General features: G+C 60.7%; 16 protein-coding genes and 1 tRNA gene. 11 read left to right on the plus strand and 6 right to left on the minus strand.

The genetic code is table 11. From position 1 onward, the window contains the following. Positions 1 to 306 precede the first annotated feature (306 nt). On the minus strand, positions 307 to 1,653 hold the full coding sequence (locus KRX51_RS08860) for a UDP-glucose/GDP-mannose dehydrogenase family protein (protein ID WP_218362773.1): 1,347 nt from the start codon (positions 1,651 to 1,653) through the stop codon (positions 307 to 309). 130 nt (positions 1,654 to 1,783) lie between these two features. Between KRX51_RS08860 and KRX51_RS08865 the strand changes: the two genes are divergently transcribed. Together KRX51_RS08865 and KRX51_RS08870 are read left to right on the plus strand one after the other, a co-directional pair. Beyond that, the gene (locus tag KRX51_RS08865) at positions 1,784 to 2,977 is read left to right on the plus strand and encodes a hypothetical protein (protein WP_218362774.1); all 1,194 of its coding nucleotides are present in this window, start codon (positions 1,784 to 1,786) and stop codon (positions 2,975 to 2,977) included. Continuing rightward, positions 2,977 to 4,278, plus strand: a complete 1,302-nt coding sequence (locus tag KRX51_RS08870; protein ID WP_218362775.1) for an aromatic amino acid lyase — start codon at positions 2,977 to 2,979, stop codon at positions 4,276 to 4,278. The genes KRX51_RS08865 and KRX51_RS08870 overlap by 1 nt, the downstream gene beginning before the upstream one ends. Positions 4,279 to 4,315: 37 nt before the next feature. Here KRX51_RS08870 and dcd read toward each other — a convergent pair whose 3' ends face one another. Then, the gene (gene dcd, locus KRX51_RS08875) at positions 4,316 to 4,891 is read right to left on the minus strand and encodes a dCTP deaminase (protein WP_218362776.1); all 576 of its coding nucleotides are present in this window, start codon (positions 4,889 to 4,891) and stop codon (positions 4,316 to 4,318) included. An 83-nt stretch (positions 4,892 to 4,974) separates the two neighbouring features. Between dcd and KRX51_RS08880 the strand changes: the two genes are divergently transcribed. Then, positions 4,975 to 5,045, plus strand: a tRNA-Gly gene (locus tag KRX51_RS08880). 58 nt (positions 5,046 to 5,103) lie between these two features. On the opposite strand, the gene KRX51_RS08885 is transcribed toward KRX51_RS08880, so the two are convergent. Genes KRX51_RS08885 through KRX51_RS08895 form a run of 3 tightly spaced genes read right to left on the minus strand, consistent with a single transcriptional unit; the run spans position 5,104 to position 6,702 of the window. Then, on the minus strand, positions 5,104 to 5,481 hold the full coding sequence (locus KRX51_RS08885) for a hypothetical protein (protein ID WP_218362777.1): 378 nt from the start codon (positions 5,479 to 5,481) through the stop codon (positions 5,104 to 5,106). Next, on the minus strand, positions 5,474 to 6,208 hold the full coding sequence (locus KRX51_RS08890) for a Crp/Fnr family transcriptional regulator (protein WP_218362778.1): 735 nt from the start codon (positions 6,206 to 6,208) through the stop codon (positions 5,474 to 5,476). Before KRX51_RS08890 ends, KRX51_RS08885 begins: the two co-directional genes overlap by 8 nt. 44 nt (positions 6,209 to 6,252) lie before the next feature. Next, complete coding sequence (locus tag KRX51_RS08895) at positions 6,253 to 6,702, minus strand: DUF1440 domain-containing protein (RefSeq protein WP_218362779.1); 450 nt, start codon at positions 6,700 to 6,702, stop codon at positions 6,253 to 6,255. A gap of 346 nt (positions 6,703 to 7,048) precedes the next feature. On the opposite strand from KRX51_RS08895, the gene KRX51_RS08900 reads away from it, so the two are divergent. The 8 genes from KRX51_RS08900 to KRX51_RS08935 all read left to right on the plus strand — a co-directional run bounded on the left by KRX51_RS08900 (position 7,049) and on the right by KRX51_RS08935 (position 18,937). Then, the gene (locus tag KRX51_RS08900) at positions 7,049 to 7,975 is read left to right on the plus strand and encodes an ABC transporter ATP-binding protein (RefSeq protein ID WP_218362780.1); all 927 of its coding nucleotides are present in this window, start codon (positions 7,049 to 7,051) and stop codon (positions 7,973 to 7,975) included. Then, positions 7,972 to 10,104 carry a YhgE/Pip domain-containing protein gene (locus tag KRX51_RS08905; RefSeq protein ID WP_218362781.1) on the plus strand — a complete coding sequence of 711 codons (2,133 nt, stop codon included), beginning with the start codon at positions 7,972 to 7,974 and terminating at the stop codon, positions 10,102 to 10,104. The genes KRX51_RS08900 and KRX51_RS08905 overlap by 4 nt, the downstream gene beginning before the upstream one ends. A 208-nt stretch (positions 10,105 to 10,312) precedes the next feature. Further along, positions 10,313 to 10,621 carry a hypothetical protein gene (locus KRX51_RS08910; RefSeq protein ID WP_218362782.1) on the plus strand — a complete coding sequence of 103 codons (309 nt, stop codon included), beginning with the start codon at positions 10,313 to 10,315 and terminating at the stop codon, positions 10,619 to 10,621. A gap of 269 nt (positions 10,622 to 10,890) precedes the next feature. After that, complete coding sequence (locus KRX51_RS08915) at positions 10,891 to 12,357, plus strand: ATP-binding cassette domain-containing protein (protein ID WP_218362783.1); 1,467 nt, start codon at positions 10,891 to 10,893, stop codon at positions 12,355 to 12,357. After that, positions 12,354 to 14,444, plus strand: coding sequence for a YhgE/Pip domain-containing protein (locus tag KRX51_RS10375; RefSeq protein WP_218362784.1), 2,091 nt, complete (start codon positions 12,354 to 12,356; stop codon positions 14,442 to 14,444). Before KRX51_RS08915 ends, KRX51_RS10375 begins: the two co-directional genes overlap by 4 nt. Before the next feature lie 83 nt (positions 14,445 to 14,527). After that, positions 14,528 to 14,965, plus strand: a complete 438-nt coding sequence (locus KRX51_RS08925; protein WP_218362785.1) for a universal stress protein — start codon at positions 14,528 to 14,530, stop codon at positions 14,963 to 14,965. A gap of 218 nt (positions 14,966 to 15,183) precedes the next feature. Beyond that, positions 15,184 to 15,393 (plus strand): DUF2613 domain-containing protein, encoded by a 210-nt coding sequence (locus KRX51_RS08930; RefSeq protein WP_218362786.1) that lies wholly within the window; start codon positions 15,184 to 15,186, stop codon positions 15,391 to 15,393. Positions 15,394 to 15,403: 10 nt separating this feature from the next. Next, on the plus strand, positions 15,404 to 18,937 hold the full coding sequence (locus KRX51_RS08935; RefSeq protein ID WP_255549588.1) for an alpha-(1->3)-arabinofuranosyltransferase family protein: 3,534 nt from the start codon (positions 15,404 to 15,406) through the stop codon (positions 18,935 to 18,937). Here KRX51_RS08935 and KRX51_RS08940 read toward each other — a convergent pair. After that, the gene (locus tag KRX51_RS08940; RefSeq protein WP_218362787.1) at positions 18,847 to 20,040 is read right to left on the minus strand and encodes an acyltransferase; all 1,194 of its coding nucleotides are present in this window, start codon (positions 20,038 to 20,040) and stop codon (positions 18,847 to 18,849) included. The two genes, KRX51_RS08935 and KRX51_RS08940, sit on opposite strands and share 91 nt — an antisense overlap. Positions 20,041 to 20,157: the final 117 nt, after the last annotated feature.

A 20,157-nucleotide genomic window follows, 5' to 3' on the forward strand; every position in this document is an offset into this window, starting at 1 on the left:
AGTCGCGTCGGCAACTTAGACGCTTAGCACGCCACCGTCGCCAGTGCGTCGCCACGCCGGGTCGCTTTATGTCGCCTACCTGCAATCTTAAGTTAACCAAGTGAACCTAAGCGACATATTCATTTCACTCTAGCTACACATATGAAGCCCCCTTAGACCACCCCCGACGACGATTTTTTATACGCATGTCGTTTACCAGTCGATCATCTTTCCGATGACACCACGTAACCAGGAGAGGACTGTGCACCCACAACAAAAGCCCGCCGGAGACACTGCAATCTCCGGCGGGCTGAGTCCGAGGAGGACTTATTGCGGGGTCACGCCACGCCCCAGGCAGCTGACATCCCAGCCGGCATCAACCCAGTCCTCAACGGGCAGGCAGTTACGGCCGTCAATAACGCGCTTATCGGCCACCCACTCCCCCGCAACCACCGGGTCAATCTGGCGGAAGTCATCCCACTCGGTGGCAACGATCACCACCTCAACGCCTCTCAGCGCGTCCTCAATGGAGTCGCGGTAATCCAGCGTCGGGAAAACATGGCGGGCATTACCCATTGCCTGCGGGTCGTAGACGCGGACGTCGGCACCGGCCAAAGCAAGCTGTCCGGCAATGGACAGCGCCGGGGAGTCACGCACATCGTCAGAATTGGGCTTAAATGCCGCACCGAGTACCGCCACCTGGTGGCCCAGGGCATTGCCGCCGAAGGTCTCTTTCACCAGGCCGACCATCTTTTCGCGGCGGCGCATATTGATCGCATCGACCTCGCGGAGAAAACTCATCGCCTGGTCGGCGCCGAGCTCACCGGCGCGGGCGGAAAATGCGCGGATATCCTTCGGCAGACAACCGCCACCAAAGCCCAGGCCAGCATTGAGGAATTTGCGGCCAATCCTTGGATCGAGGCCAATTGCGTCGGCAAGCACCGTGACGTCGGCACCGGTGGTTTCACAAATCTCGGACACCGCATTGATGAAACTAATCTTGGTGGCAAGGAAGGCATTTGCGGAGACCTTGACGAGCTCAGCGGTAGCCAGGTCGGACACGATGAACGGGGTGTCGGTTTCCAGGATGCTGGCGAAGCACTCCCGGGCGGCATCCTCAGCGCGGGACGTGCCGGCCGCTACGCGCTCACGGTTGAGGCCAAGCACCATCCGGTCCGGACGTAGGGTGTCATCCACGGCGTGGCCTTCACGCAGGAACTCCGGGTTCCAGGCGACCTCAACGTCGGCACGCTCACCAGTGAGCTCATCGCAGCGTTTCTGCAGTTCGGCGGCGGTGCCGACGGGGACAGTGGACTTGCCGAGGATGACATGGTCGCCGCTGAGCTTGGGCACCAAAGACTCAATAACGGCATTAACATAACTGATATCGGCGGCGTGCGAACCCTTAATCTGCGGGGTACCCACACCGATAAAGTGCAGGTTGGCGAACTCAGCTGCCTCCGCATAGTCAGTGGTGAAACGCAGCTTCCCCGATTCGACATGGCGACGCACAAGCTCCGGTAGCCCCGGTTCATAGAAAGGCAAATCGCCTTTCTCCAGGGATTCAATCTTGTTCGGGTCTACATCCACGCCGAGAACCTCATGGCCAAGTTCAGCCATACAAGCCGCGTGCGTCGCACCCAGGTAACCGGTGCCAATCACTGTCATACGCATACCGCTCATTATCCGCCGAGCAGCCAGCACCCGCCACTGCAGGGGAGAAAACAACCATCCAGACCGTTGGCCCGAAGGGTAAGTTTAAGGGCGTTACCGCCTAAGCCCGTCCAGGAAGCAACCGGAAACGATGCAGTTCCTCCTTATTTCGCCTTTTGATTACCGCTTAACAAACGAATCTGCGGTCAAAGTCAAAAAACATAAAAGCGTGCGGTTTGTCGACAGAGACACTTTCGACCCCGGCATGATGGATAGAGAGGCGAAAACTTTTGATGATCTGCGCCGCATAGAGATCGATACCACGGAGTTGGAAAACAGCGCCGATAGTGAAGTGCTTACCGACGCTACAATCCTGCGCCTAGAACTGGTCGAAGTGGCGCAAATACCAGTGCTGCGCATGATCGTCGAGTTCGACAATATTAAAGATAAGATTATTCATTCCTGCGCTACACCCAACTCTAAAAATATTGAACGTCAGACAACTCTAGCAGCGATAATCGCAGCTAAGCATGTAGCTGAACAACAAAACTACCGAACTCGCGATGGCAAACTAGCTGAAATTCTGTGGACCAACCGGACGGCCATTTTAGGGGACGGAGAGGCGATCGAAGGCTGGTCCATGGACCCCGCTGGCGACCGAGAACTACCAAGCGCCCAGGAGGAGAGTTGCAAGACGACGGTCGGGTGGGGAAATAACACGATTGACCAATGCCCATCATGGTCGGGCGAGTACACCCGGGAGATAGCTAAAGGGATCACTGACGCCCAGATTCTTTGGACTCGACTGATGAAGCTAAATGATAAGTTGCGGTCAGAGTTCTCCACTATCGAAGAGTCACAGCGATCCAAACGCAAGGATAAGCCTGTTATTGCGATCCTGAAAGAAGACCGGACCGAACTGGCTATCCTCAACCTGATCTATGACGACCTCGTAACAAAAACCCAGGGCATACGGAGGCTCGCCGCAGAGAATTGCCTGAACAGCTGGCAGTACCATGACTACCTCGAACGGGTGAAAGTACGAATTTCAGACTTCGATGAAATTTCCCGGGCAAATAGTGAGATAATTCGACGCAAATACCAGTCCGGCGTTGAGACTATCCTTGCGGTTTTAGGTAGCTTAGCGATCGTACAAACCGCAGTTGACCTCATTGGCGCCGCCTACTCAGAAACCGGCAGAGTAGCTGGCGGAGAGTGGCCTAGTTTTTCCGTATTAAACCTTCTCCGGGCGGCGAATATCGATCTGCTAGTTATTCTCGCGCTCGTTCTGTATATCATTGTTTTCATGTATTTCAGCAGAGCTAATAGAAAAGGAGACATTTAGTGTCTACCGCCCTGGAACGTGTACTTAATGCTAGTCAGGGATCACTCTCGCCGGCATGGCAAGAGCATACCCATGAAATCAGCCGCCAACGCAGTTTAGTTGAGCATCAGCTGGCGCAGCCTAATGCCAAACCAGTCTATGGTTTTAATACCCTCTTCGGCCAACTCGATGCCGCAGGCGTTACGACGCTTGACCAGAAGTATATGGTGGAAAATCACTGCATTGGCCCGGTATCCCAGTTAAGCCCTCGCGACGCTAAAGTTGTCACGGCTTGCAAGATTGAACAATTAAATAGTTCATTCACTGGTATTTCGGTAACAACATATTCGGGGCTACTGGATTCCATTCAACGCGAAATCCCGGCACTGACTGGCTCGTGGTGGGCTAGTTATGGTTCCGGCGATGTGGCCCCGGGGTCGTGGTGGGCCCATAACCTGCTCGAACTGGGTTTCCTGCATGAACTGCACGCCGGCGACGCCATGGCTTTGATGAACGGGAGTTTTTACGGCGCCGCTACTGCCCTATCGACCTTGTTAGATCTCCGCGATCAGCTCACCAACGCGTTATCCAACGTGATTGCTGCCGGCAACTTCGACCCCAGGATTTCCACACTTGGTGGTGAGGTCAAGGCCGCCCTGGCTGGTCTTCCTGACAATGGCCACGATTGGTTTTCGTCGCCCCCTCAGCTGCCTGTGGCGATCCGCGATATTGGCCCGCAGGTCTTTTTTGCGGTCACCGCATGGGGTAGGGCTCTTTCCGCCATCGAGGACTCGCTCACCAAGCCGTCAGGTAATCCGCTGTTCTTTCACGAGGATTCTGATTCACAGAGCATCGAAGCGATCAGTAATTCTTCCTTCTTAAACCTCGATCTCGCGGCAGCCCTTGACGGTATCGCCCGTCTTGTTCGCTTACTCTGCGTCAATCAACAGCGCATTTTGGATTGGTTGTCCAAGCAAGCCGAAGCGACGCTGGCGCCGCGCGAGGCAGTGCCCTTCGTGCAGCCACCAAAGGTAGCGCTCGCCCTGCACCTGTCTTCTGCCGGGGCATCGGGCAGCTCGCCGGTGCCCTATCTCGCTGAGTCGGACGGTGTGGAGGATGTGGCCGATCTGACTGTTGTCACTTCCAAGCAGATTCGGTCGATGGCTGAGTCTCTTGCTGCGATCACAGATCTCACCGACGAAACCCTCAACCAGGCTTTGACTATCTCGCAGAGTGATTCGTCGGCATTCGAAGCCCGTAAAAGCCAAGCCCAGCAACTGGCCTCCGGGATTTTTTCGATGTCTCCTCAGCAGGCGAGTTGAGTGGCGATCCCAGTTCGCCGCGGGGCACCTGAGCTACTTATTTGCGGAAGTTCAGGTACGCCTTGGAGGGAGTCGGTCCCCGTTGACCTTGGTACTTTGAGCCGAGTTCACCGCTGCCGTAGAGGTGCTCGGCCGGGGAGCTGAGGCGGAATAGCGCGAGCTGGCCGACTTTCATCTCCGGCCACAGGACAATCGGCAAATTGGCCACATTGGACAGCTCGAGGGTGATGTGGCCGCTGAAGCCGGGGTCAATAAAGCCGGCCGTGGAATGGGTCAGCAGGCCCAGCCGGCCGAGTGAGGATTTCCCCTCGAGGCGACCGGCCAGGTGCGCCGGGATGCTGAAGTGCTCCAGCGTGGAGGCCAGCACGAACTCACCGGGGTGCAGCACGAAGGCCTCGCCCTCGGGTACCTCGTGTAGGGAGGTGAGTTCTTCCTGTGGTTCCTTCGGGTCGATATGGGTGTATCGGGAGTTATTGAAGACTCGGAAATAGCGGTCCAGGCGCACGTCAATCGATGACGGCTGGACAAGTTCATCAGCCATTGGCTCGATGACCAGGCGGGAGTCATCCTCAGCGGTCAGAGCGGCACGGAGATCACGGTCGGAAAGAAGCACGTCGTATAGCCTACCTGCTCTTTTGCCAGCGCTTATCAAGAAAGTGCTAGATTACATGTGCAGGAGCACTGCGGTGCTCGGCTGCCGATGTAGTTCAATGGTAGAACTCCTGCTTCCCAAGCAGGCGGCGCGGGTTCGATTCCCGTCATCGGCTCAAAATATTGCGGGCTATGCTTAGCCCCGACCCGCTCCGGCCTGCCCGGGGCGGGTTTTTATGGTGCGTCCGGCGCGAGTTTGCGGTTAATGAGATCGAGCAACCGCTGGGGGTCTTTGTCGCACTGCGCTAATTCAGCCGTGTTGATCAGCACCCGGTCACCTTCCGGATCGAGCAGTACTATCGCCGGAGCGTCTTCGTGCGCCATCACCGCTGCGGTTCGGGAGTCCATCTCATTGAGATGAACAGTGGTTATGGGAATTGGGCTTTCCTGCGCCTTTTGTCGCCAGGATGCCTTACCGCGCGGGTTCAGGCCGTGGGTGATATCGCATAGATCGCAGTGCGCCTCTCCCGTGATCTTTCCCTTTAGGTAAGACAATTCACCCATAACTCCGCCATTGGCGTTGTAGACGCCAACTAATTGTGAGTCACTCATCAATACCGTCCTTGAATTCTTGCAGTTTATGGGGATGGATAATCACAATCGATCCCCGTTTTTGGGTGATAAGCCCGCGCTGCGCCAGGTCCGCTAGTACCTTGCTTACGGCTTCGCGGGTAGCTCCTGCCAGGCTCGCTAGCTGCTCGTGCGTCATCTTCACGACTAGCCCCTTTTCCCAGGGCAGGTGGCTTGGCCGTGCGGTTGTGAGCAGCAGTGAGGCCATACGTTGCGATAGTGGGCGCAGGGCAATATCGGTGAGTCGTTGTTCTAATTCCGCGACTCGCCTAGCCAGGATTGTGGTTACCTGCTGTGAGATACGGGGGTCTGCTAGGAAGAATTTTTCTACGTCGTTCTCATTAAGCCGGCAGATTACGGTTTCTTCGATAACGTCGGCATAGCTATCGCCCATCACCTGACCGACTGTGGGCATATTTCCGAAAACATCGCCGGTCTCGTAGATAGCGAGGGTGAATATTTTACCGCCCGGACTTGATTGGTAAATGCGCACTCGCCCAGATTTGATGATGAATAATTCTTGAGTTGGGCGTAGCGGGTTGTAGACAACCTGCCCGGAAGAATAGTTCTGCGGCGGGATCATGCGGTTTATTTCCGCCAGTTCTGCTTCCGGAATTTGTTGAAATAGTTCAACTTCGCGCAGGCAGGGGCGTTGTCCCACTGGGGGATTTTGCGGATTATTGGCTGCCCCTGCCGGGGCGGTGGACATGTTGCTATTCCGAACATTCACCCCGCAAGCGTAGCTCACCTGGTCTAGCTGGCCAGGCGGGAAAGCACTGCCCGTGCAACGAAGATGGTGACGACACCGTAGATGATGTGGCCCATCAGAGAGGCCATCGATCCTTCGCCGATCTGCAGCAGCGGGTTGCCCATCATCATCGGCATCACCATCAGCGGGCCGACGATCCACAGCACAATGCCGAAGACGACCGCGAATACTGCCCCTAGGGCTGCGGATGCAGGCATGACCCGCAGCGCTGCACCGCCGATGGCTCCGAAGATGAGGGAGATCATCATATGGACGGCGAAGCCAACGGCGGCTGATGATGAGCCGAGCATTGAGGCGATCATCTCCAGCATGCCCATTTGCCACATCATGACTCCGAAGACGAGGCCGCCGACGAGACCGCCGACCATACCTGCCTGTACCTGCTTGCCGATTGTTGCGTTGTGCTCTGTGTGGGCTAGTTGTGCTGAACTCATGGTGAGACTCCTTAGTGCTGAAACTGTATTAATGCGTGCCGCAAGATTGGTTGCGTGCTGCAAGGTCGTCTGCGAAATCTACGAGTTCGGCCACCACAGTTCAGTAAACGAGCACACATAACCGCAGTTTTTTTGGTGTGGTGCTCATCGGGCCAGGTCAGGACGGCGGGGTTGGTGGTTGCGCTGCCTTTGGGGTGGGGCTGTTGCGAGGCAGTAATATATGTTCTTATTAAAAATTGCACCAAAATTATGATAGTTGGTCGCACCGGCGTACTTTGGGTGCAATACCATCCAGCACTCCTGCGTCCAGGCACCTCGCTCGCCCGGCGCTTCGATAAGGAAAACGATGGACGACACTTCGTTACCCGCCGATAATCAGACCAATACCGGCGACGCTGACCGCACCAGCACCGCGCAACAGCCGACGTACGTGCCTAAACACGCGGCTGAATCCAGTGCGGCAGCACAACCACCCGAGTCAGCGCAACCATCGGACACCGACGCAGCTTCTGACGCAGCTTCAGACTCGTCAGTGCCGCCGTGCGTCATTGCCGACGACCTTGGCGTCACCGGCGATGAGGGCCCGGTGTACGGCCCACTGAGCGTAGTAATCCCTGGTGATGGCCTCACGCTACTTACCGGCAGGGGCGGCTCTGGCCGCACGGCACTGGCTTTAACCATCGCGGGCCGGATGCGTCCCGACGCCGGGGACCTTGAGGTTCTTGGTTTCACCGATATCGACGATATCCGCCCGCATGTTGCTATCGCTGGGGTCGAACAGATCGATCTCCTCGACCGCGATGTGCGTATCAGTGATGTGTTGCGCGAACACCTCTCCTGGTCCACCCCGTGGTACAAGCCTGCGCCCAAACCGACGCAGGAGTATTTCGAGGAGTTGACCGCGGAGGTGTTCGGGCCGCGCACCTTGCCTCCGATGAGTGCTTATATTTCGCAGCTCGCCGCCGTCGACAAGCACCTAATTCGCATCTCCTTGGCGCTGCACCCGGCTGATGGCAGCGAGATCGGGCTTCTTGTTGTCGATGATCTTGAGCAGGTGCATTCCCCGGTGGAACGTATGACCCTATTTAGTCGCCTGCTGGCGATTTCGGAGCGCATTCCGGTGGTGGTCAATTCCGCCGAGGAGCTGCCCACCGATATTTTGCCGGCGGAACGCCAAGTTCTGCTTGATACGAATGCGGGCCATTTCTCCCCTGAGGTTGCTGGCGTTGACCGTCGCCTGCTGAAACTGCTCCGGAAGGAGTCCCACCGATGATTGCACTCTTTCATACCGGCTCTGAACTGCGCAGGTTCAAGCGGCAGCGGATGACTCGGGTGGCTGTTGCGGCTATCTGCATCATGCCGATTCTGTATTCGACGCTGTACTTGTGGTCCTACTGGAACCCGTTTAATAACGTCAATAACCTCCCGGTCGCGCTAGTGAATGCGGACCGTGGGGCGATGGTCGACGGGCAGCGGCTCGATGCCGGCCAGAAAATCTCTGACGCCTTGATTAAGGACGGCTCCCTGAAATGGGAGGAGGTTTCGCACCAGGAGGCCGTCGCTGGTGTGCGTGATGGCACGTATTACTTCTCTGTCGAGCTGCCGCCGAATTTCTCTGAGGCGGTGGCTTCACCGACGTCGGGCGATCCGCGCCAGGCCACTCTTGAGGCCACCTATAACGATGCCAATGGCTACCTCTCCACGTTGATTGGTGAAAATGCCATGCGCGAGGTGCTCAACGCCGTCGATACCCGGATCAGTTCGGAAGCGGTCGACAAGCTCTTAGTTGGGCTTGTTAATGCTGGTATGGGACTTAATCGTGCCGCTGATGGGGCGCAACAGCTCAATGCTGGCTTGGGCAAGCTTGAGGATGGCACGCAGAAACTGCAGGACGGTTTGCAGCGCAATAAGGCTGGTACATCCAAGCTTGCCGACGGCACCGCCGAGTTAAACGCGAATATCCCGAAGCTGCAGGATGGGTCCGGTCAGCTCAAGGACGGTATTGACCAGTTAGCTGATGGCACCCAACAGCTTGCCGACGGTGTGAATTCCCAGGCTGGTGGCCTCACTGCCCTGCAGGACGGCGCTCAGCGCCTGCAGGATGGCACGGCCCGGTTGGGCCAGGGCGCCCAGCAGATCGATGATGGTGTGGAACAGATTGAGTCGAAGGTGGATGCCGCTTCGGCGATTCAGGCTGATTCGACTCAGGAGATCCGGGAGATCGCCGCGGTATTGCGCACATTGCCGGACCCGGCTTCGCAAGTCTCGGCCCATAAATTAGAGGTCCTTGCCGATCAGCTTGATGCGGTGGGCGTTGGCCCGCAGTCGCCGCTGGTCAATGATGTGCATCGGCTTTCTGCCGGTACCGACGAGTTGGCCCGCCAGCTCAATAGTCCCGATGCGGAGTTCCGGGGCGGTATCGATCGCCTAGCTGGCGGCGTCGGCAAGCTTGAGGAGCTCGTCGACGGGATTAATCGGCTCAATGAGGGCGCCCACAAGCTGCAGGATGGTGCGGGCCGGCTGGATGCCGGTATTGGCCGTCTCGGCGAGGGGGTGACCAAGCTCGATGATGGCGCCCATAAGCTCGATGCCGGTGCGACGAAGCTGCTGGATGGCGCGACGAAGCTCAATGATGGGGCGACGAAGGCGCATGCGGGTTCGGAAGAGTTGGCATCGAAGCTGTCCGAAGGCGCGAATCAGGCCCCGAAGTGGTCTGCGGATCAGCGGCGGCAGATCGCGTCGGTCATGGGCGGCCCGGTGGATGTGTCGGCCAGCAATAATGCCGGCAATAATTCTTTCGGTAGTGGCCTGGCGCCGTTCTTCTTCACGTTGGCGCTGTATATCGGCGGCATCATTACGTTCCTGCTGCTCAACCCGTTGCATCACCGGGCGATTTCCTCTGGTGTGCGCCCGATTCGGGTGGCCATTGATGGCCTGACCGCCCCGGCGGCAATCGGCATTCTGCAGGCGTTGGTCATTCTTGGTACCACCATGCTGGCTACCCCACTGTGGCCGGCGACGGTGCTGGGCCTGGTGGGTATGTGCATTCTGACGTCGCTGATGTTCATGGCCATCAACCAGATGTTCAACGTGTTGCTGGGGCCTGGCCCGGGCAAGGTCGCCTCGATGGCATTCCTGATGATTCAGGTGGTGTCTTCCGGTGGCCTGTACCCGGTGGAGACCCAACCGATGGCCTTGCAGGTGCTGCACCCCATCATGCCGATGACCTATGCGGTCGAAGGTATTCGCCAGGTGCTGTACGGCGATTTCGACCCGCGTATTGGCGTGGCGGTAGCCGCCTGCATTGTGATCACGATCGGTGCGGTGTTGATGTCCTCGCTGGCGGCCCGGCGCGACCGGGTGTGGACGATGCGTCGACTGCACCCGCCGGTGCCGGTATAAGCACCGGTGAGGTAGCGGTGAGGTACCGGTGAGGTAACTGCCGGGGCGCTCGGGTGCCGGGGTGTTCGGGTGCTCGGGCACTTGGGCGCTCGGGCGCTCCGGTGCTGGAGCACATTCTTGTTATCAGCGTGGTTGTTGGCTGTGCTGTTGTAGAACAGCTAGCTGTGCTGTTGTAGAACAGCCGTGGAACAACCGACGAGGTGAGAATGTGCCTACGAAAGATGCTCAGCACCCGGTGCAGGGCGGACCTGGGATAGCTGCTTGGAGCCTATTGGGGGTTTCCACCGTGGCTTTGGTCGTTGGTCTGTATATCGTTTTCCCGCTACCGCTGATTAGTGGGCTGTGGGCTTTTGCGGATTTTCGCCTTGCTGCGGATAAGCCCAAGAAGCAGTGGGGGCTTTATATTGCACTGTCATTGATTCTTGCGGTGAGCATGCTGGTGCTGTGGCTGTTCTTGAGTCCAGGTGGTGACCCTGAGCAGGTTCGGATCGGTCAGACTGCTTGGGGTCTGTCGTAGTTTTTTATCCGCAGGTGGTTTCTAGCCGCAGGTGTTTTTAGCCCGTCGTTATTGGTTCGGTTTTTGCGGCGTTATGCGCGTCGGGCGGAGCAGGATCGGTGGGTGTGTCTATCCCCCCGTGTGCACCAATTAGATCACAGCAGTAACATTTGCAACACTGGCCTCATCAGTATCATGTTTTGCCTATAGTAGTACTTACTGTGTGAAAGGACCTGCGCGCTGCTTGGCGGTGCCGCGCGGGCCCAGCCTGTTCCATCGGAGGAGCCGATATGACCGAACACCGCGACGCTGCGCGCAGCGACGCTGACGCCGACACCCCTCGCGACGCGCAGTCGCACCCAGGGGCGGCGGCCTACCCGCTTGACGACGAAAGCGCTGCTCACCGCGCCGATACTGCCGCCTCAGCCGATCCCTCCTTCGCCCCCATCGACCCCGGCGAGCGTTACCGCGCCAACTACCACAACGCCTTCTCCGCCACCGCCACCCCGGATTCCGCCGACTCCGCCAGCACCGCCAGCACCGCCGACGACTCAGCCGAATACGCTTCCGCCGCCTGGGGCTCGAATTATGAGCCTGCTGACGGGCCCTTCTCCTGGGACCCCAGTCCGCGCGACACGAATATTTACACCGCTACCCCCGCAGCTGGCACAAGCGCTGCCGCCGATCTCAGCGCCACTGACGACACCAACTACGCCGCTATCTCCCCTTCAGCCGATGAGCAGGCCCGACCCGAGCGGGTTGGCCCCAACCGCCGCACTCGCAGCGCAGCGAAGAAGACCAAGAAGAAGCGCCGCCTGTTCGGCAAACGTGGCGCTACGCCCGCTACGCAAGGCACCGCGACCAGCACCGACGAAGCCACTACTGCTGCTCCTGCTACCACCGACGAAGCCACTGCCGTTTATGAGCCAGCCCGCCCGGGCCCCTCGCGCGACACCACTGCGGCCCGCCACAATCCCCACGCGCTGCGTAGCGGGGATCTCCTCGACGGCACGCATGATGAATACGCCGTGCTTGCCCGTGGTCTTTCCGTGGTCGGTTCGGAGGGGCCGGTGTATGGGCCTATCGACGTGGCTGTGCCCGCCGATGGTGTCACCGTGCTCTCCGGTCGCGGCGGTTCGGGCCGCACCGCTTTGGCCTTGACTATCGCTGGCCGTATGAAGCCGTCGGAAGGCGAATTGATCGTGCTGGGCATGACCAAGCGCCGCGATATCCGCCGCCACGTCGCCATTGCTGGTGTGGACCAGATCGATTTGCTCGACCGTGACCTCACCGTGCGCCAGGTGCTCAACGAGCATCGCTGCTGGGGTCGGCGTTTTTTCCAGCCGCCGCTGAAGATCGACGAGGACTACCTGGTCGATCTTGCCGAGCCCATCTACGGCACCCGTACGTTGCCGCCGCTGGATGCCTATATTTCTCAGCTGCCCGGCCTGGACCGGCATTTATTGCGCATTGCCATGGCCCTGCGGCCTTCGCATCATGAGCCCGTCGGGCTGCTGATCGTCGATGATTTGGAGCAGATCCACGAACTCGATGAGCGGGTGGTGCTGATTTCCCGCCTGGTGGAGCTGTCTCGGCAGCTGCCGGTGGTTATTAATGCCGTGAATTTCTTGCCGCACACCTTGGTGCCTCCCGAGCGCCAGGTCCGCCTTGATGCCGACTCCTCGCATATTTCCCCATATGACTGGGGCATCGAAGATGATGAGCTCGACGAAATCGTGAAGGAGTACGCGAAGTGATCGCCCAATTTAAGGCGAGCAATGAGCTCCGCCGCTTCATGCGCTCCGGTATGGGTAAAGCCACGCTGGTGTCTATTACGTTGATGCCGCTGCTGTATTCGGCGCTCTACCTGTGGAGTTTCTGGAACCCGTTCGGCAATCTCGCCGAACTTCCGGTCGCCCTGGTTAATTCTGACCGCGGCGCGGTGGTCGATGGCCGCAAGGTCAATGCTGGTGAGCAGGTCGCCAACGGTGTGCTCGAGAACGACAAACTCGATTGGCACCTGGTCAGTCGCCAGGACGCGATTGAGGGAGTGCGCGACGGCACGTTCTACTTCTCTGTCGAGTTGCCGGAGGATTTCTCCGAGGCGGTGGCCTCGCCAGCGTCGGATAGCCCTAAGCAAGCAACAATTGAGGCTGTCTACAACGACCGTAATGGCTACTTGTCCAGCGTTATTGGCGAAAACGTGATGCGCGTGATGCTCAATACGGTGGGCCAGAAGATCGGCAGCCAGGCGGTAGATAAGCTCCTGGTCGGCATGCTGAATGCCGGTATGGGCATCAATATGGCCGCCAATGGTGCCGATCAGCTCTCTGACGGCGCGACCCAGCTGCGCGACGGTATGGGGCGGCTTTCCGACGGTGGCCACCGGCTCAGCGACGGCCTGAACCGCAATAAGCAGGGCACCCAGCAGCTGGTCGACGGCACCGGCCAGTTGAAGGAAGGCACTCGTCAGCTTGCCGACGGCGCCGCCGAGTTGTCTCGTGCGGTCAATGGGGCCAGTGGGCAGCTTAAGGGCTTGGCTAGTGGCGCGAAGGACTTGAGCAAGACCGTGGATCAGGCTGGTGCCGCGGCGGCTGCGGCGAATCAGACGATGACGTCGGTCGCCGATGTGGCGGATCAGGCCTCGGCGGCGCAGGGGCGTTCTGCTTCTGATGTGCGCGGCCTGGCTGACCAATTGCGCGGCATTAATGACCCCAATGTGCAGGCCGCGGTGGTGCAGTTGGACCGTATCGCCGACCAGTTGGATAACCGTGGCGCGGGACCCAATTCGCCGCTGATTACTGGCATTCGGGACGCGAAGCAGACCACGACGGATATCGACTACCAGCTGAATAATCCGCAGTCTCCGTTGCAGCAGGCCATGGGCGCCCTGGAGAACAGTGAGGGGCAGGTGGACAAGCTGGTCGATGGCGTGAATCGGCTGGAAAGTGGTGCCGCCCGCGTGGCCGACGGTGCGGGGCAGCTCGATGATGGTGCACGCAAGCTTGATGCGGGCGCCGCGCAGCTCAAGGCCGGCGGCCAGACGCTGAGTAAGGGCATTGACCAGGCCCAGGATGGTTCCAACCGGCTTGCCGACGGTGCGGGCGAGTTGGCCCGCAGGCTACGGGAAGGCGCGGATCGGGTGCCGCAGTGGGACCCGCGCCAGCGTCAGAATATGGCGTCGGTCATGGGCGGCCCGGTCGGCGTGCATGAGAACAACACTGCTGGTGATAACACCTTCGGTGCGGGTTTGGCGCCGGTGTTCTTCTCTATGGCGCTGCATGTCGGTGGCCTGGTGATCTTCCTGGTGCTGCGCCCGTTGCAGCAACGCCAGATTGGTTCTGGGGTGTCCCCGCTGCGCGCTGCGGTGGATGGTTTCATCCCGGGTGGCATTATCTCGTTCTTCCAGGCGTTGTGCGTGGTGGGCGTGACGATGGCGGTGACGCCGCTGCGCCCCGCATCGATTACGGGTGTGGTGTTATTCGCCGTGCTGGTTGCGTTGATGTACGGCGCGATTAACCAGATGTTGCATGCTCTGCTTGGCCCTGGGCCGGGCCGAGTGACTTCACTATCGCTGCTGATGGTGCAGATGGTGTCCTCTGGCGGCATGTACCCGGTAGAGACGCAGCCGTTCTTATTGTCGCTGCTGCACCCGTTCATGCCGATGACCTATGCGGTCAATGGTTTCCGACAAGTCATGTACGGCACCTATGACGAGCGATTAGTGATTGCGGTGGTCGCCATCCTGGTGTGGATTGCCGTGGCTATGGCACTCACAGCGGTGGCTGCCGCCCGAGACCGAACGTGGAGCATGTCGCGCCTCCACCCGCCTATCGACGTGTAGTCAGCCACCGGCACCGCCTGATAAGGCTCTGCCCCGCTTTAAAAGGCTCTGCCCCGAGTGCTGGTTAATTACACTGTTTCACCATGAGCGGCATCATCCTTATCGCCTATGACGGCTCGGAGCAGGCCAAGCGGGCCATTGCCTACGCGGGCGAGTTCTTCCACGCGGAGCGAGTCCATGTGCTCACCGTCTGGGAGCCGACACACCATTCGGTGCGTGCCGCCGCTGGTGAGGCAGTGGACCTGACCGCAGACCCGGCCTACCCAGATGCTCGTCGACTGTGCGAGGAGGGGGTGGCCTTAGCCCGGGAGTATGGTCTTCCCGCCAAGGCGCATCTGGTGGAGTCGCAGCAGGCGGTGTGGGAGACGATTTGTGACGCCGCCCAGCAGCTGCAGGTCGGCCTGATTGTGTCCGGCACACGTGGTGCGTCGGGTTTGCGGGGTGTGCTGAGCGCGTCGACGGCGGAGTTGGTGCTGCACAACTCTGGGCTGCCGGTGCTGATCGTGCCACCGCAGAAGTAGGGTTATTGCGGTTTTGGGTCTCAGAAATGTGCGTAACCGAGTATCCTGGGGTTCATGTGACCTCGCTGCACGCTGGGATAATGTCGGTACGTTAGCGATAGAAACACCTTTTTCTGCCAAAAACTACCGAAGCCAGCCGGACTGTTCTACAGTCATGTGCGTCACAGGGCCGCGTGCCCCCATCGCGAATTGTTGTCATCAAATAATGAGGAGTCCGCATGAGCACCCCGGTTACCCCCGCGGATAACACCGATAAGAAGTCCGGCGGTCTCGGCCCAGCAGTGGTCAGCGCCGTTGTTGGCGCCCTGCTCGGTGGTGCCCTGATTTTCGGCGCCGCCAGCGCGCTGTACCAGACCGAACTCCCCGAGGCTGAGGCCATTACCCAGGACCAGGCCCTGCTCGGCGGCCCGGAGTACGGCGAGCGCTAATCCCTTAGGCATGACATCACCCGCGCTCACCGGGGCGCAGGAGATGGTGCCGGGCACCTCGGCGACCGCAACTTCACGGCAGCCCCACTACCAAGGTTCCACCAGCCGTATCCCTTTTCGAGGGATGCTCGGCTGGTGGGTTCTGCTGTGCCTGATTGCTTTTATCCAGTCCCCGGGTCGGATTGTCGCCGACACCAAACATGACTTAACCCAAAACCCGAGCGGGTTCTTATCCCGTTCGCTGACCATCTGGTCAGAAATCATGCCGCTAGGCCAGTTACAGAACCAGGCCTACGGCTACCTCTTCCCGCAGGGCGCATTTTTCGCCGCCATCGACGCCCTGCCCGGCGAGTTCCCCATGTGGATCGCCCAGGCAGTGTGGTGGTCACTGGTGCTCTGCGTGGCATTCACCGGGTTCTTACGCCTTGCTGAGGCTGCCCAGATCGGCAGCCGGCCAGGCCGGATTCTAGCCGCCCTGCTCTATGCGTTAAGCCCGCGCATTCTCACCACTGTTGCCGCGATTTCCTCCGAGGCCTGGCCAGTAGCCCTGGCCCCGTGGATAGCGCTGCCGCTGCTGCGGGTTGTCAATTCACCGCGGCCGACGACGCTGGCCCAGAATATCCGGGCGGTGCTGTTATCGGCCCTGGCCTTGGTGTGTACGGGCGCCGTTAATGCCGTCGGCACTGCCGCGGCATGTGTGGTCGCCGGGCTACTGCTGCTGTTCACGGCCATTTTCGGCCCGGCGCGGCGGCGCGCTGCTGCACTTATGGCGGGCTGGATCGGCGCGTGTATCGCGGTCAGCCTGTGGTGGTTGATCCCCCTGTTGCTGCTGGGCAAATACTCACCGCCGTTTACGGACTACATCGAGTCCGCCGGGGTGACCACGAAGTGGTTGAACCTCACCGAGGTGCTGCGCGGCACCACCTCATGGGCGCCTTTTGTGTCAATCGAGCGTGAGGGCGGCAATGCGCTCGTCACCGAACCAGTTTTTGTGCTGGCGACAATGGCTATTACCGCTATTGGTGTGCTGGGGTTAGCGTCGGCAAGCTTCCCGCGGCGACGGCTGTGGTGGTGTGTGGCCTTAGTCGGTGTGCTGATCATGGCTTCCTGGACCGAGCCTTTCGGCCCACTGGCCACACCCGGCCAGGAGTTGCTCGATGGGCCCTTGGCGGCGCTGCGTAACCTGCACAAATTCGACCCGGTGCTGCGCATTCCGCTGTTGCTGGGGGTGGCGCATTGTGCGTCGTTATTGCCCTTTGGTGCGCCGCGGGAGCACTGGCTGCGCCCGGAAAAGCACCGTGGCGTCATTGGTGTCATGGTGGTGGTGCTGGTGGCTGTGGCCGCAGTTGCCCCTGCTTGGTCGGCCAGGTTGACCCCGGGCCAGTCCTTCCGCGAGGTGCCGGCCTATTGGGCGCAGGCGGCGCAGTGGCTGGATAAAAACGCACCCGATTCGCGCACTCTTGTCGAGCCGGCGATGCCTTTTGGGGACCAGGTGTGGGGTTTCACCCGCGATGAGCCGCTGCAGCCCTTGGCGAGCACCCCGTGGGTGGTGCGCGATGCGGTGCCGCTGGTTCCGCCGGAGGCGATTCGTGGTTTGGACGGTGTGCAGGAGGCTATTTCTTCGGGCCGGAGCATTCCGACGTTGGCGGCGACCTTGCGTGCGAATGGGGTGGGCCATGTGCTGGTGCGCCATGATGCCCGGCCGTCTTTGCGGATGAGTTCAATGCGTGGGCTGCTGCGCACCTTGGCGACGTCGCCGGGCTTTACCCGGGTGGCCCAGTTCCACGGGGACGCCGATTCTGATGCCCCCGCAGCGGGCTCCTACCCCGCCAGCCGGGAGCGCATTGAGATTTGGCAGGTCCGGCCCGGCGCGGGTGCGAGCGCGGCTGCCCCGGATACGGCGGCGGAGCTGGGCTTGCGCATTATTGATGCTGCCGACGTGCCGTTGGTTTCTGGTGGGCCGGAGGTCTTACCGCGTCTCGATGAGGTCGACGGAAGCTCCCCGGTGCGCATTCTTGCTGGTGAGGGTGCCGGCACTGTGACGGATACGCCCACTCGGCGAGGCCGCAATTATGGCGAGGTGGTGCACGCGACCTCCGGGATTCTCGACCCGGATCAGGACCCTGGGGTGGAAAACCTCGTCCCCGATTATCCGGTGACCGGGGTGCCGCTGACGTCGGTGGCTCATAGCGGCCAGATCACCGCCTCCTCCAGCGCCGATGAGCCGTATAGTCTCGGCGGCACGCAGCCCGAACATGGCATTAATGCCCTTGTTGATGACGATCCGACTACCTATTGGGCGCCCACCCGCGGTGGCGGGCAGGCCGATTGGGTGAATCTCAAGCTTGCCGACGGCCAGGTCGCCTCCACGGTGTCGATAACTGCGGCCCGGGTGGCGGCGCGGGTCCAGGTGCGGTCCGGGACGGCATCCACCTCGGCGCAGATTATTCCTGGTAAGCCCACCCGGGTGTCTTTGCCGCCGGGCCGCAGCGATGAGGTGCGGATCATTGCAACGGACGCCCCCGCCGGTTTTGCCTTATCCGAGGTGCGCGTGGAATCAGCTGCCGGCACTGATATCACTCCGGCCCGGGTGCCGGCGGTGCCGGATTCGTCCTCTCAGGTGCAGCGTTGGGTCTTGGGCCAGGAAATCCCGGAGGGCACCATGCGCCGGCTCATTACGGTGCCGCAGGATATGCAGGTGCGCGTGGATAGCGATATCTGCCGCTCTGGGGTCGCGGCGAGCTGGACCATGATTGATGGCGAGTCGGCGCAATGCGGCGAGACGACGAGCCTCACCAAGGGCGTGCACTTGGTGGAGTCGCAGGCTCGCTGGGTGGCGCTGACTGGTGCGAAGTTCTTTGCCCCCAGTGCCGCCGAGCAGGATTCCGCCCCCGTGGCCGGGGAGCTCGCCCGGGCGGATAGCACCCGCATTATCTGGCGCCCAGTGTCGGTGAATGCTGGCATGCAGGCCACTGTGGGTGGCGAAGTGCTGGAGCCGATCACTGTCAATGGTTGGCAGCAGGGCTGGGTTGTACCAGCGGGCGCGGCGGGCGCGGTGTCTCTGAGTTTCCCGGCCCAGTCCTGGTGGCGCGGCGCCATTATTGGTGGCGGGCTGCTGGCGGCCCTCATGGCGGTGGCAGCGCTGTTGTGGGCGCGGCGGACCCGGATGTCGGAGTGCGGCGAGGTCGCCGCAGATCTGCCGCGGATCATTCCTGCCGTTTTAAGTGCGCTGACCATTGGGATGGTCGCGGGTTGGCCGGGGCTGGCAGCAGGCGGTTGTGTGGTCGCTGCAGCGGCGGTGGTGCGGGCGCGGATAGCGTCGGCACGCACCCTGCACAGCGATGATTTTTCTGCTGCCGGGGCGGCTGCGGCGCTGCTGCTGATGGGTGTGGCGGTGGTCGCCTCCCACCAGACCTGGCCTGATGAGGGTTATGCCGCGGCACTGTGGCCGGTTCAGGCGGCCGCGGCAGCGTCCTTGGCTTTGGTGGCGGTAGCCCAGTGGCGGCCCAGCGCCTTGCGGGCAGGTTCTTCCACCAGCGCATAAGACGCGGCGGCGGCCGGGATGGTCAGCGCCACGGTGACGACCGTGATGGCAATAATATGCCCGGAAAATAGGGGTACGCCCAGCAGCGGAAAAGCCACCGACAGCATGGCCATATGCCAGAGGAAGATGCCATAGGACCACCGGCCCAAGGCCTGCATGACCGGGGTGGCGAATAGTCGGGACTGTGGCGCCAGCGCCCACGGGCCGACGATGCACACACCGAACACCAGTCCGCAGGCCAGGCGGCGGATGAACTCCCAGTTATCCAGGACGACCAGGCCTTCCGGGCCGATAATGGCGGCGACGGTGAGGGCCGCAGCGGCGAGGATGAGCCAGATCCAGCGGCGGCGGGCCCAGGTTTCGATGCGCTGCAGCAGGGCGCGGCGACGCGGGTCGGGGTGAGCTGCCAGGGACTCGAGTTCGGCGAGGATCATGCCGGTGGTGAACCAGGAAAAATACGCCCCGGGCTGGACGTGCGGGTTCACACCGTCGAGGTAGGGCAATGGCAGCCATGACCAGGCGAAGGACCCCACCGCAAGCGCGGTGATGACCGCGATGCGGCGCAGTTGGTGGGTGTGTGGGTTGATCCGGCGCAGGGCGATGGCGAACAGCGGCAGGGTTGTGTAGAAGGCCACCTCCACTGCCAGTGACCACAGGTGGGTGAGGCCGCCGTGGAGTCCGCCGGGGACATAAATCTGGGTAAGGGTGAGGTTGGCGAGCCAGGTGTCCCAGCCGGGGGCGCCGTTTTCATGGGCGACGGGGAAGGCGATGAGCACTAGTAGTACGAGCACCCAGTAGGCAGGCAGGATGCGGGCGCAACGCTTGCGGTAGTAGGTGAGCCATCCTGCGCTGGCCCGGTGCGAGCGCCACAGCAAGAATCCGGAGAGGCAGAAAAAGACGGCGACGAAGAAGTCGAAGCGGCCGAGGAGGCGTTCCCATAGGGCGCCGGTGTCGTGGCCGGTCTGGAAGGCCACGTGGGTGCCGATAATTCCGATTGACGCGACTGCGCGTAGGCCTTCGAGTGCCGGTAGGAATCCGGGCCGGAAGGCGGGGTGGTGGTCTGGGGTGCGCCGGGCGGGTTGTGTGGGGCTCGGTGCTGTCATTGGCGCAACCTTTCCGCTTCGCTTGGCCCTTAGGTGAAGGGAAATCAGATTTAGGGTTTGGATTTGCCACCCAGAACAGAGAATGCCATTTTGAGTGTTTTCACAGCTCATAACCCG

The organism is Corynebacterium sp. TAE3-ERU12, from assembly GCF_019209905.1.
Lineage (GTDB): Bacteria > Actinomycetota > Actinomycetes > Mycobacteriales > Mycobacteriaceae > Corynebacterium.